General features: G+C 73.1%; 13 protein-coding genes. 5 read left to right on the forward strand and 8 right to left on the reverse strand.

Going from position 1 to position 11,821, the window contains the following annotated elements:
- Positions 1-3: 3 nt before the first annotated feature.
- The 6 genes from AB0367_RS07565 to AB0367_RS07590 are packed head-to-tail and all read right to left on the reverse strand — an operon-like array spanning position 4 to position 4,811.
- The gene (locus AB0367_RS07565; RefSeq protein ID WP_366225376.1) at positions 4-1,251 is read right to left on the reverse strand and encodes a beta-ketoacyl-[acyl-carrier-protein] synthase family protein; all 1,248 of its coding nucleotides are present in this window, start codon (positions 1,249-1,251) and stop codon (positions 4-6) included.
- Positions 1,248-1,766 carry a hypothetical protein gene (locus AB0367_RS07570; RefSeq protein WP_366225377.1) on the reverse strand — a complete coding sequence of 173 codons (519 nt, stop codon included), beginning with the start codon at positions 1,764-1,766 and terminating at the stop codon, positions 1,248-1,250. Before AB0367_RS07570 ends, AB0367_RS07565 begins: the two co-directional genes overlap by 4 nt.
- Positions 1,763-2,899: a beta-ketoacyl synthase N-terminal-like domain-containing protein gene (locus tag AB0367_RS07575; RefSeq protein ID WP_366225615.1), complete on the reverse strand. Its 1,137-nt coding sequence runs from the start codon at positions 2,897-2,899 to the stop codon at positions 1,763-1,765. Before AB0367_RS07575 ends, AB0367_RS07570 begins: the two co-directional genes overlap by 4 nt.
- A 22-nt stretch (positions 2,900-2,921) precedes the next feature.
- Entirely contained in the window at positions 2,922-3,119 is a 198-nt protein-coding gene (locus AB0367_RS07580; protein WP_366225616.1) for a hypothetical protein, read from the reverse strand.
- A gap of 37 nt (positions 3,120-3,156) precedes the next feature.
- Positions 3,157-3,435 (reverse strand): phosphopantetheine-binding protein, encoded by a 279-nt coding sequence (locus tag AB0367_RS07585; protein ID WP_366225378.1) that lies wholly within the window; start codon positions 3,433-3,435, stop codon positions 3,157-3,159.
- Positions 3,432-4,811, reverse strand: coding sequence for an AMP-binding protein (locus AB0367_RS07590; RefSeq protein ID WP_366225617.1), 1,380 nt, complete (start codon positions 4,809-4,811; stop codon positions 3,432-3,434). Before AB0367_RS07590 ends, AB0367_RS07585 begins: the two co-directional genes overlap by 4 nt.
- Before the next feature lie 773 nt (positions 4,812-5,584).
- Between AB0367_RS07590 and AB0367_RS07595 the strand changes: the two genes are divergently transcribed.
- The 5 genes from AB0367_RS07595 to AB0367_RS07615 all read left to right on the forward strand — a co-directional run bounded on the left by AB0367_RS07595 (position 5,585) and on the right by AB0367_RS07615 (position 9,794).
- Positions 5,585-6,502, forward strand: coding sequence for a methyltransferase domain-containing protein (locus AB0367_RS07595; RefSeq protein ID WP_366225379.1), 918 nt, complete (start codon positions 5,585-5,587; stop codon positions 6,500-6,502).
- A 2-nt stretch (positions 6,503-6,504) separates the two neighbouring features.
- Positions 6,505-6,789: a hypothetical protein gene (locus AB0367_RS07600; protein ID WP_366225380.1), complete on the forward strand. Its 285-nt coding sequence runs from the start codon at positions 6,505-6,507 to the stop codon at positions 6,787-6,789.
- Positions 6,790-6,895: 106 nt separating this feature from the next.
- Complete coding sequence (locus tag AB0367_RS07605) at positions 6,896-8,050, forward strand: glycosyltransferase (RefSeq protein ID WP_366225381.1); 1,155 nt, start codon at positions 6,896-6,898, stop codon at positions 8,048-8,050.
- Positions 8,051-8,060: 10 nt separating this feature from the next.
- Positions 8,061-8,825: an ABC transporter permease gene (locus AB0367_RS07610; protein WP_366225382.1), complete on the forward strand. Its 765-nt coding sequence runs from the start codon at positions 8,061-8,063 to the stop codon at positions 8,823-8,825.
- Between the two features lie 15 nt (positions 8,826-8,840).
- The gene (locus AB0367_RS07615; protein WP_366225383.1) at positions 8,841-9,794 is read left to right on the forward strand and encodes an ATP-binding cassette domain-containing protein; all 954 of its coding nucleotides are present in this window, start codon (positions 8,841-8,843) and stop codon (positions 9,792-9,794) included.
- A 535-nt stretch (positions 9,795-10,329) separates the two neighbouring features.
- Here the strand turns inward: AB0367_RS07615 and AB0367_RS07620 are convergent.
- On the reverse strand, positions 10,330-11,574 hold the full coding sequence (locus AB0367_RS07620; protein ID WP_366225384.1) for a condensation domain-containing protein: 1,245 nt from the start codon (positions 11,572-11,574) through the stop codon (positions 10,330-10,332).
- A gap of 64 nt (positions 11,575-11,638) precedes the next feature.
- Entirely contained in the window at positions 11,639-11,764 is a 126-nt protein-coding gene (locus AB0367_RS07625; protein ID WP_366225385.1) for a hypothetical protein, read from the reverse strand.
- Positions 11,765-11,821 lie beyond the last annotated feature (57 nt).

Below are 11,821 nucleotides of genomic sequence, written 5' to 3' on the forward strand. Positions count from 1 at the left end.
GGATCAGGCCTTGGCCCACGGCGAGCTCGGCGGGCCGAGCACGAGGCTCACGTTGTGGCCACCGAAGCCGAAGGAGTTCGACAGCGCGTGGGTCACCGGCGCTTGCCGGGGCTCGCGCAGGTGGTCCAGGTCGCAGGCCGGGTCGGGCTCGTCGAGGTTGTGCGTCGGTGGCAGCACCCCGCGGCGCAGCGCCTCCACCGTCACCGCGGCCTCGGCCACCCCGGAGGCGCCGAGCATGTGCCCGGTGACGCCCTTGGTGGAGCTGACCGGCGGCGCCTGGGGCCCGAACACGGAGCGGATCGCGAGCGCCTCGGCGACGTCGCCGAGCTTCGTGGAGGTGCCGTGCGCGTTGACGTAGCCGATGTCGGCCGGGGTGAGCCCGGCGTCGGCTACGGCGCGGCGCATGCACTCGGCGGCGGCGGAGCCGTCGGGACGGGGCGTCGTCGGGTGGTGCGCGTCGTTGGTCGCGCCCCAGCCGAGCAGGTCGGCGTGGCGGGCGGCGCGGCGGGCGTCGGCGTGCTCGGGCCGCTCCAGGACGAACACGCCGGCGCCCTCGCCGAGCACCAGGCCGTTGCGGCGCCGGTCGAAGGGCCGGCTCGCCTCGGTCGGGTCGGCCCAGCCGCGGGCCAGCGCGCGTGCGTTGCCGAACGTGTTGGCGAGCGTGGGGAACAGCGGCGCCTCGCTGCACCCGCAGACCACGACGTCGGCCTCGCCGGCGCGCAGCAGCCGCAGCCCCTCGCCGATCGACTGGGCACCGGCGGCGCAGGCGGTGCCGACCGAGGAGCTGAAGCCCTGCAGGCCGTACTTCATGGCGACCCGGGCCGCGCCCATGTTCGGCAGCATCCCGGGCAGCAGGTAGGGGCTGACGCCGGCCCGGCCCTTCTTCTCGCGCTGCACCGCCTGGGCGTCGAGCGTGGCGAGGCCGCCGGTGCCGGACAGGATCACCGCGACCCGGTACGGGTCCACGTCCCGGCCGACCTCGATCCCGGCGTCGGCGAGCGCGATCTCGGCGGCCCGCAGCGCCATCACGATGTACCGGTCGACGAGGCGCGCGTCCGGCCCGGGCAGCACCTCGAGCGGGTCGATCGGCGGGCCGAACGCGGCCACGTCGACCGAGCCGGCGAGGGGGTGGTCCGCCGGCGGGCTGGACAGCCCGGAACGGCCCTCGCACATGGCGTCGAAGACCTCGGCGCCGGTACTCCCGACCGGCGTCACCAGACCGATACCGGTGACCGCCGCGTGAGCGTTCATGATGCGCCTCCGTGTGCGACGAGCACCGCGGCCGCGGTCTCGCCGGTTTCGTCATGGTCGAGTTCGATGAGCAGCACCCGGCCGGCGTCGCCGTCGGCGAGCAGCCCCCGGGTCACGTCCAGCCCTGACGCGGCGTCGCACACGCAGGCGACCGGACCGGTCAGCGCGTGGCGTGCCGCGACGTGGCCGAGCACGGCGTTGGGCACGGACTGGAAGAAGAACAGCGGCCCGACCCGGGCGCCGGTGTCGACGGCCCGCGCGACGTGCGCCGCGCTCTCGACGTCGCCGAGGTCGCTGACCAGCACGATGGCGGTGCCCGCGCCGTCGCCGTCCGGGTGAGCGCTCTCCGGCAACTCCGCGAGACAGCGGCCGGCGACGGCCGCGACGATCGGGTTGAAGTTCGAGTGGACGAAGCCGGCCAGCCGCGGCGGTTCGGTGTCGCCGGGACCGGGCCATCCCGCGGCGGCGAGCACGTCCAGCCCGGCCGCCGTCGCGCGTGCCCCTAACCCGCTCATGCTTCCGCGCCCAGCAACAGCGCGGTGTTGGCGCCGCCGAAGGCGGCGTTCAGCGTCAGCGCGTAGGCGGGCGCGGCGGTCCGCGCGCCGTCGAGCACGAGGTTGAGCGTGCACTGCTCGTCGGGGGCGAGGTAGCCGGCGTTGACCGGCAGCCGCCCGCCGCGCAGCGCGTGCAGCGTCACCGCGAGCTCCAGCACGCCCGAGGCCTCCAGGGCCTGGCCGTGCAGGGCTTTCGTGGACGACACCGGCACGTCGGCGGCGTGCCCGCCCAGCGCCGTGTGCAGCGCCTGGGCCTCCGCCGCGTCACTCTGCGCGGTGCCGGAGCCGTGTGCGTTGACGTAGCCGACCTCTTGCGGCCCGATCCCGCCGCGGCGCAGTGCCGCGGCGATCGCCCGAGCCATCCCGCGCCCCTGCGGGTGCGGCTGGCACGGGTGGTGGGCGTCCCCGGCCCGGCCCCAGCCGGCCAGGGTCGCCAACGGCGCGACGGTGCGCTCGCGGGCCGCGGCGGCCGACTCGAGGACCACGGCACCGGCGCCGTCGCCGAGCAGCAGGCCGCGCCGGTGCGCGCTGAACGGGCGGATCGCCCCGTCAGCGGCGAACGCGCGGCCGGCGTCGAAGAGCGCGAACTGGTCGGCGTCGACGAGGTAGCCCCCGGCGACGACGACCCGCGCGGCCTCCCCACGGGTGATGATCCCGGCCGCGTCGGCGATCGCGGTGCTCGCCGCGACGCAGGCGGAGGTGTACGCGCGGGGCGCGCCGAGCCCGGTGTTCGTGGCGAGGGCGGCCACGAACGCGGCGCCGCCGTGGCGGGGCCGGTCCGCGGGCGCCGAGCGGGCCAGTCGCGGGTCGCCGTGCATCGCCAGGAACAGCGGCGTGGCGGCCCGCTCGGCCGTGCTCAGCTTCGCCTCGTCGCACGCCTCGTCGACGAGCGCGGCCAGCTCGGCGGCGAGGTCCGGCGAGCCCGGCAGGGTCGCGGCCACGCCGACCCGCCGGCCGGTCACGTCGAAGCGGTCGACGGGCGCGAACGCCGGCACGCCGGCGTCCAGCCCGGCGGCGAGCGCGCCCATGCCCCGGCCGAACGCGCTGAGCACGGCAACGCCGGTGATCAGCACGTCCGCGGTACCCCGGGTCATCACGTTCATCACGACCTCACCGTTAGCCTGTCTCGACCTTCAGCCCGGCCAGCACCTCGACGGCACCGCCGACGGTGGACATCCCGGCCAGTTCCTCGTCGGACAGGTCGAGCGCGGCGCCGTAGTGCTGCTCCAGCTGGTGGATCAGCCACGCCAGCTCCAGCGAGTCGATCCCCTCGGCGACGTCCTCGGGCCGCCGGTCACCGTAGGTGGCCAGCATGGCGACGACCTCGTCGCGGGACGGTGCAGCGGTCACGTCAGCTGCCCGTGGTCGCCGCGGCGGCCCGGCGCTCGGCGACGGCGGCGATGAACTCGCCGACCGTCATGCCGGCGAGCTTCTCGGCCTCGTCGTCGTCGAAGCGCACCCCGAAGCGGTCCTCGACGCGCACCGCGAGCTCGGCCAGCGACAGCGACTCCAGGTCGGCGCCGGCCGGGCCGAGCGCCGTGTCGTCGTCGACGTCGTCGGTGCTGTAGTTCATCTCGGTCAGCGAGTCCAGCAGGAACTGGCGGATCTCGGTGGTGGTCTCGTCGCTCATATCTGGGCGTTTCCTTCCTTCACGGACGCCGCGACCAGCAGGGCGCGGTCGCGGACGAGCTTGCCGGTGGCCGTGCGGGGCAGCTGCTCGACGGCGCGCAGCACGCGCGGGCGCTTGAAGGCGGCCAGCCGCTGCGCGAGCAGCGCCTGTACCTGCTCCACGGTGGTGTCGTCGCGCAGCATCACGTAGGCCTCAATTGCCTTGTCGTACGTCACGACCGCGGACGCCACCCCGGGCAGCGCCGCGAGGGTGTGCTCGACCTCGGTGAGGTCGACCTTGAGCCCGCCGACGGAGACCTGCGAGTCGTTGCGGCCGTGGATGCGGAACCGGCCGGTGGCGGGGTCGACCGTGCCGGCGTCGCGGGTGTGCAGCCAGCCGTCGGCCCAGCGGGTCGGGTCGACCAGGCCCAGGTACGGCGACTCGGCCAGCGACACCAGCAGCTCGCCGCCCTCCTCGCGCACCTGGAGGCCGGGCGCGGGGGTGAGGGCGGGGCGGTGCTCGCCGAAGAGGTCGGTCGCGATGACCCCGACCTCGGTCATGCCGTACATGTTGCCCAGGCGGATGCCGAAGCGGTCCGTGAACGTCTCGTGCACCTCGGCGCGCACCAGCTCGCCGCCGGTGGTCATCCCGGTCAGCTGCGGCAGGTGCGGCGGCCGCGGCCCGGAGGAGAGCAGATCGATGTGGAAGGGCACGCCGAGCAGCGTGGTCGGCTCGGGTCCGGCCGCGACGGCGGCGAGGATCCCGTCGGCCGTCATCCGCGCCGGCACGATCAGCTGCGCGCCGGCGTGCAGCCCGTACAGCAGGCCGCCGACGAGCCCGAGCACGTGCACCATCGAGGCCAGGCAGACGATGCGCTCGCCCGGCTGGGGCACGCCGGCGCCGATGGCCACGTATCGCTCCAGTTCCGCGACGAGGTTGGCCGCGGTGCGCGCGATGACCTTCGACGGACCGGTCGAGCCGGAGCTGAGCTGCACCAGCGCGTGCGGGGTGCCGGCCGGGCGGCCGGGGTAGGTGGTGACCTGCTCCTGCACGTCCTGGAACCCGCGCAGCGGCCCGCCGGTGGCGTGCTTGGCGGACACCACCGCCTGCGGGGCCAGCCGCTGCAGGGCCGCGTCGATCTCGAACGGGGTGAGCCGGTGATCCAGCAGGGCGGCCCGCGCGCCGAGGCGCCAGCAGGCGAGCAGGTTGGCGACGAAGGCCAGCGAAGGGGCCAGGCACAGCGCCACGGAGTCGCCCGGGCCGTTTCGGCCGATGCCGGCCTCGGCCAGCACCGCCTGCTTCTGCTCGACGAGGCGACGCAGCTCCGCGCGGGTCACGGGGGCGTCGAAGACGAGCGCCGGCCGGTCGGCGGGACGGCCGGCGGCATCCGCCAGCAGCACCTCGTCGACCCAGCTCGGGTCGAGGGCCGGTGCGGTCAACGGACAACCCCCTAATTCCTTGTGCGGGCGCGCCACATCGGCGGACCGGGGGCGCCGTCACCGCCGCACGGCGGAGCGGCGCGCCAGGGCCCGCTTCCGGGCACGCGCGCAGGGTCGTACGCACCGACCGGACCGGCCGACTCTGGCCGTCGATCAGCGTGCACAACCCCCGAATGAACACACTGCGAAGGGCCGAGGGGCTGTGGCGCCTGGTTCGGCCAACGTTGCCCGAACACTAGTACCCAGCTGCTTAACGCAGGAATAGGCACCTCGACTAGGCATAGACCTTACGCAATCGGACCCGTTTTACAAGGGTGGGCAACCTGAGCATGCGACAGGATGTCCGTTCTGTCATACGACCTCCCGGGAAAAATCGTTTGGATCGATACCGTCGGCATTTCGGTGAAAGCCGAGGTCAGGCCGGGTCACGGCCACATGTGAGCCCTGCACAATCGGGCATTCGCCGCAGGTCGGGACGCTATGGGTCGAGATCCCCGCTACCGTCAGCAACGGGGCGTCGAACGGTCGTTAGGTTGTTGCACTGCGGATATACCGACTGCGCGGGTATCCGGTTGAACACAGTGTGCCGGTCGCGCACACGTGAGAGCGCGTTCAGCAAACTTCGTCGGGTCATTGACAAGGCTCGGCGCAGGGTTCATACAATGGCCGGGCTCGCCGCCTTTCCGGCCGCGTACCCATTCTCGGTGCTGCCCATTCGGAGATTTGCGACTGTGAAAGCCGATACCGGTTCTGCATACCCGTCCGCGCCCGCTGGGCAGGGGCTCAACGCCGCGGTTGAGCGCTATTACGACACCACGCTGGACCTGTACGAAGACCTGTGGGGCGAGCACGTCCACCACGGCTTCTGGGACGCCGGCGAGAGCCCCGGCAGCGACGAGGAGCGGCACGCCGCGACCGACCGGCTGGTGCGCGAGCTCGTCGAGTTCGCGGGCATCCCGTCCGGCGCGCACCTGCTCGACGTCGGCTGCGGCATCGGCGGCCCCGCGCTGTACCTCGCCGGGCCCCACGGCTGCAGCGTCGAGGGCGTCACGCTCAGCGCCGCGCAGGCCGCGCGCGCCAACGAGAAGGCGGCCGCCGCCGGCCTCGGCGAGCGGGCGCGGTTCCACCAGCGCGACGCGCTGGACAACGGCTTCCCGGACGCGTCGTTCGACGCGCTGTGGGCCGTCGAGAGCCTCATGCACATCGCCGACCGCGCCGCGTTCTTCGCCGAGGCCATGCGGCTGCTGCGCCCGGGCGGCGTGCTCGCCATCGCCACCTGGTCGGTGCGCGACGGCGAGCTCAGCCCCGAGGAGCACCGCGTCGTCGACCAGATCCTGCGCCACCAGGTGATGCCCAGCTTCTCCTCGCTGGAGGAGCACGAGCGGCTGGCCCGCGCGGCCGGCTTCGACGACGTGTCCATCGTGGACTGGAGCGCCAACGTGGCCAACTCCTGGGAGCCAACCTTCGCGCAGGTGCGCGAGCTGGACAACGGCCGCGCCATGATGCGCGACCTGGCCCGCGACCGCGGCGTCGACGTGCTCGGCTTCTTCTACGCGGGACCGCTGATGCTCAAGGGCTTCAGCACCGGCGCGGTGACGTATGGCGCGGTCCGCGCGGTGAAGCCCGCGGCGTTACCGGCCGGAGACTGAGCATGACGACGCCGACGCCGACGCAGCTGGCGGTCGCCGAGCTGCTGCGCCAGGTGACCGGCGAGGACGCGGAGTGGTTGGCCGGCATCGGCCCGCAGACCCGGCTCGATGGCGACCTGTTCCTCGACAGCATCGAGCTCGTCGCGCTCGGCGAGGGACTGGCCGCCCGGTTCGGGTCCGGCGTCGACCTCGCCGGGTGGGTGTCCGGGCTGGACCTGGAGGCGCTGCTGACCCTGAGCGTCGCGGACGTCGCGTCCTATGTGGACGTCTGCGGTGGTACACCATGACCGGTCCGCGGCGAAGCGGCGTCTGGTCCGGGTCGATCAGCGGGGCCGCTTGTCGCAAGCGCGGGTTCGACTCATGCCGCTGCCGCGGTGAAGCGGAGGTTCCGGCATGAGTCGGTTCTTGTTCCTGTCCCTGCCCCTGACCGGGCACGTCAATCCGATGGCGGCGGTCGCCACGGCCCTGCGACGCCGGGGCCACGAGGTGCTGTGGGCCGGATCCGAGTCGTTCCTGCGGCCGCTGGTCGGGGAGGACGAGCGGATCCACCCGATCCCGCTGCGGGCGCATCGGGGGCAGGCCGAGCGCGGGCTCGACGCGACCCGCTCGCGGTGGGAGGGCTACATCGTCCCGCACGCCAAGAGCACCCGCAAGGGCGTCGAGGCCGCCGTCGCGGACTTCGCCCCGGACGTGCTCGTCGTCGACCAGCACGCGATCGCCGGCGCGATCGTCGCGCAGGCGCACGGGCTGCGGTGGGTCTCCGTCGCTCCCACCACCATGGAGCTGACCCGCCCGTTCCGCCGCGCGCTGCCCCGCGTCGAGGCGTGGATCGGCGAGCAGATGGCGGGTGCGTGGAGCGCCGCCGGCATGCCCGGGGCACCGCCGCACGACCTGCGCTTCTCCCCGCACGGCGTCATCGCGTTCACCGCCGGCGCGCTCGCCGGTGACCCGGCCGACCTGCCGTCCGATGTGGGCCTCGTCGGCCCGGCGATCGCCGCCCGCGCGCCCGATCCGGACTTCCCGTTCGACTGGCTCGACCCGGGCCGCCGGCACGTGCTGGTCACCATGGGCACGCTGTCGATGGACCTGGCGAAGGGCTTTTACCAGCGCGTCGCCGAGGCCCTCGCGCCGCTGGGCGACCGGCTGCAGGCCATCGTCGTCGCCCCCGACGGCACCCTCACCGAACCGGCCGGCCACGTGCTCGTGCGCCGCCGCGTGCCGGTGCTGGACCTGCTGCCGCACCTGCACGCGGTCGTCGCGCACGGCGGTCTCAACACCCTCTCTGAAGCGCTGGTGCACGGCGTGCCGCTCGTCGTCGCGCCGATCAAGGGCGATCAGGCGCTCAACGCCAACGCCGTGCAGGCCGCCGGCGCCGGGCTGCGGGTCTCCTTCGACCACACCCGCCCGGACGCGTTGCGGGCCGCCCTGCTGCGCCTGCTCGACGAGCCGGCCTACGCCGCGGCCGCCCGGGCGGAGGGCGACCGGCTCACGGCAGGCGGGGGAGCCGAAGCGGCCGCGGACATCCTCGAGGCACACCACAACGATTGAGGCGATACGAGTGAAAGTACTTCGCGACACCTGGCTCATCTTCCAGCGTCACATCCTGCTCATGGTCCGCTCGCCGCTGTGGGTCTTCCTCGGCATCGCGCAGCCGGTGGTGTACCTCGTCCTGTTCGCCCCGCTGCTCAAGCCGGCCCTGCAGTCGATGGGCGCCACGTCGATGCTCGACGCCTACCGCGTCTACGTCCCGGGCATGCTCGTCGCCCTCGCCATCGGCGGCGGCCTCTACGTCGGCTTCGGCCTGCTCGGCGACCTCGCCAACGGCGTCATCGAACGCTCCCGGGTCACCACGGTCAGCCGGGTCGCGCTGCTGCTCGGCCGGGCGCTGCGCGACGTGGTCACGGTCGTCGTGCAGTCGCTGGTCATCACCGTGCTGTCGCTGCCGTTCGGCCTCATCACGAACATCGGCAACATCCTGCTGGGCTACGCGATCCTGGCGCTGATCAGCCTGGCGGCGGCGGCCATCTCGTACGGCATCGCCATCAAGGTGAACAACCCCAACGTGCTCGGTCAGGTCATCAACAACGTGGCCCAGCCGCTGATGCTGCTCTCCGGCACCCTGCTGCCGCTCGCGCTCGCCCCGCTGTGGCTGCGCACCATCGCCGACTACAACCCGTTCAACTGGGCCGTCACCGGCATGCGGGCTCTCTACGCCGGCAACCCCGGCGACACGCACGTGTGGGGCAGCCTCGTGTTCTGCGGCGCGGTCGTCATCGCGGCGGTCGCCTGGTCGGCCAGCCTCTTCGCGCGCTCGGTCAAGTAGGTTAGGGGACACTTGATGATCAAGACCAAGGGGCTCAAGAAGTCCTACAAGACCCGGCAGAAGCGGAAGACCACCAGCGTCGACGCCGTGAAGGGCATCGACCTGGACGTCGCCGAGGGCGAGATCTTCGGCTTCCTCGGCCCCAACGGCGCCGGCAAGACCACGACCCTGCGCATGCTCGCCACGCTCATCCCGGTCGACGAGGGCGAGGCCACCATCGCCGGTGCGAACCTGCGCACCGACCAGGCCCAGGTGCGGCGCAGCATCGGCTTCGTGGCGCAGGGCGGCGGTACCACCGACGACGTCACCGCCCGCGAGGAGCTGATCCTGCAGGCCCGTATGTACGGCTTGAGCCGCACCGAGGCCGCCACGCGTGCGGAGGAGGCGATCGCCGCCTTCGACCTCACCGAGTTCGCCGACCGCAAGTGCAAGACGTACTCCGGCGGCCAGCGCCGCCGCGTCGACATCGCCCTCGGCATCATCCACCGCCCGAAGGTGCTGTTCCTCGACGAGCCGACCACGGGCCTGGACCCGCAGAGCCGCGCCCACATGTGGGACGAGATCCGCCGGCTGCGGGCCAACGGCATGACGGTCTTCATCACCACGCACTACCTCGACGAGGCCGACGCGCTCTGCGACCGCATCGCCATCGTCGACCACGGCGAGATCGTCGCCGAGGGCACGCCCGACGAGCTCAAGCGCGAGATCTCCGGCGACGTGGTGACCGTCGGCGTCGGCGAGCTCTCGGAGAAGGCCGCCGAGGTGCTCAAGGACCAGCCCTTCGCCCGCGGCGTCGAGGTTCGTGACGACGGCGAGCTGCGCCTCAACGTCGACGCCGGTGACACCGCGATCCCGCAGATCATGCGCACTCTCGAAGGCGCCGGGGTGCCGCTGTCCACGATCGAGCTGCACCGCCCGACTCTCGACGACGTGTTCCTCACCAAGACCGGCCGCTCGCTGCGCGACTGAGGCTGATGTGCGGCGGGGCTCGGCTTTTACGGCCCTGCCTCGCCGCACCTCGCTCGGTGGGGCGGCTCAGGTGCCGTCTGCCGGTGCCGGCCGTGACGACCGGGTGCGCGGTGTGTGCTCTGCGGGCCCGGGGTGACCTCGTCGCCCGTCATGCGTGACACGCGAGGGAGCGCGGCCGCGGCTCTCGGTGCGTTGACGAAATATCGGATAAGTCCGGACGCGTCCGCGTCTGGACTTATCCGCGTCCCCGGCGGCCGGTCCGAACCGCGCCCGGCGTGAGACCGTGCGCGCCCGGCTGCCGGGCCGATTGAAAGGCGACTTCCGCGCATTCGCATGCACGCGAGGATGCCTGGCCGTCCATTCAGCCGCACTCGAATCGACGGCCGAAGGAAGCATCGCCCTCGCCTGTGCCGAAGTCAACCACCAGTATTTCAATGAACTGGAGGCCCGAAGCCCTTGCGGGGCAAAGGGTCCGGGCGCCCTATCCGCAACCCTGCGGTCGCGCGGATTGCTTCGGCGAATTTCCGGGCGGCAATCAAATGGGCGGCGAATCGACACCGATCGAGGACAGTTCGCCCGCGATCGCGTGCAGAAACGCCGCCACGCGCGGGTGGTCCCAGCCGGGGCGGTTCACACGCAGGATCAGGTCGAGAGACGTCAGGCCCCGGGCGATCATGTAGAAGCCGGGGCCGGTCGCGCGGGCCGGGTCGTACCACTCCACCGTCGCCGGCGCCGGGGTGTCCCCGGACGGGAAGCCGGGCGGGGCCAGGATCGGGTTGTAGTAGTAGCCGGGGTCGGCGTCGGCATGCTCCGCGCGGATCGCCACGATCGCGTCAGGCGAGCAGACACCGTTCTTCAGCGCGTTGAACGACTTCCAGTGCGTCTTGCCCGCCGCGGCGTCGAACGGCTCGGCGGGGTCGAGGTCCAGCAGCAGCGGTGCCCACTGGTTCAGGCTCGTCACCACCCCCGCGTGCCGCTCGTCGTAGCGGTTGGCCGACATCGGGAAGAACAGGTGCGCTCCCTCGCCGGTCGCCGCGCACAGCGCCCGGTGGTACGCCGCGAGGAGCACGCTGGCCAGGCTCACGCCGATCTTGGCGGCGGCGTCGTGGGCGTCCGGCATGGGCAGGCCGGTGTGCAGCGTGGCGCCGACCCGCTCGGGTTCGCGGGCGCCGTCCGCGAGCCGGGGCGCCGCCGCGAGCGTGCGCCGCCAGTACCGCTCGGCGGTGCGCAGCCGCCCGCCGCCGTCGGCCTGCTGCTCCAGCGCCATCTCCAGCGGCCCCGGGGCCGGTGGCAGCTGCTCGCCGCCGAGCAGGCGCAGGAAGTCATCCCGCATCACGAGCGCCGCGGCGCCGTCGGCGGCCATGTGGTTGACGATGACCAGCACCTGAGCCGGCCGCCCGGCGTCGAGCAGCAGCCAGGCCCGCCAGGGCAGCTCGCGGGTGACGTCGATGGAGCGCTGCAGCTCCCGCTGCTCGAGTTCGGCCCGCTCGGCGGCGTCGGCGCTACCCTGCCGGATCCGCTCGAGGATCTCCGCCGCCCCGTCCTCGGACGGCCACTGGCGCGGCATCCCGGCGTCGTCCACGACGAACCGGGTGCGCAGGGATCCGTGGCGCAGCGCGAGCCGGGCCAGCGCGCGCCAGACGGCCGGCTCGTCCGCCGGTGTGTCCACGGGCAGGTCCCAGACGAAGGTGAGGTTCGCCTCCCAGGTCCGCCCGGCCGGCATCTTCTCGATGTCGCGCCAGACCGACAGCTGGCCGACGGTGGCCGGATAGGTCTTCACGCCGCCTCCACGGTGCACGCCAGGTCGGGTGCGGGCGGCCGGGGGAGGCCGCCCGCGGGGTGGATCAGCCCGAGACGACCTTGCGGCCCGAGACGACGCTGCGGCCTGAGACGACGCTGCGGCCTGAGACCACGCTGCGCCCCGAGACCACGCTGCGGCCCGAGACGACCTTGTGCTTCGTGTCCGACATGTTCACCTCCTGGGACGGGCGCGCACACCGGCGGCGCCGGCCCGCGCGCATGCGGCG

Origin of the sequence: Dactylosporangium sp. NPDC051484, assembly GCF_040689395.1 — a bacterium.
In the GTDB taxonomy this organism is placed as follows: domain Bacteria; phylum Actinomycetota; class Actinomycetes; order Mycobacteriales; family Micromonosporaceae; genus Dactylosporangium.

Bases quoted from the DNA above. Each gene is read 5' to 3' on its own strand.
- AB0367_RS07600 (WP_366225380.1), top strand. From the start codon at position 6,505: ATGACGACGCCGACGCCGACGCAGCTGGCGGTCGCCGAGCTGCTGCGC.
- AB0367_RS07580 (WP_366225616.1), bottom strand. From the start codon at position 3,119: ATGCTGGCCACCTACGGTGACCGGCGGCCCGAGGACGTCGCCGAGGGG.
- AB0367_RS07605 (WP_366225381.1), top strand. From the start codon at position 6,896: ATGAGTCGGTTCTTGTTCCTGTCCCTGCCCCTGACCGGGCACGTCAAT.
- AB0367_RS07615 (WP_366225383.1), top strand. From the start codon at position 8,841: ATGATCAAGACCAAGGGGCTCAAGAAGTCCTACAAGACCCGGCAGAAG.
- AB0367_RS07585 (WP_366225378.1), bottom strand. From the start codon at position 3,435: ATGAGCGACGAGACCACCACCGAGATCCGCCAGTTCCTGCTGGACTCG.
- AB0367_RS07575 (WP_366225615.1), bottom strand. From the start codon at position 2,899: ATGACCCGGGGTACCGCGGACGTGCTGATCACCGGCGTTGCCGTGCTC.
- AB0367_RS07625 (WP_366225385.1), bottom strand. From the start codon at position 11,764: ATGTCGGACACGAAGCACAAGGTCGTCTCGGGCCGCAGCGTGGTCTCG.
- AB0367_RS07565 (WP_366225376.1), bottom strand. From the start codon at position 1,251: ATGAACGCTCACGCGGCGGTCACCGGTATCGGTCTGGTGACGCCGGTC.
- AB0367_RS07570 (WP_366225377.1), bottom strand. From the start codon at position 1,766: ATGAGCGGGTTAGGGGCACGCGCGACGGCGGCCGGGCTGGACGTGCTC.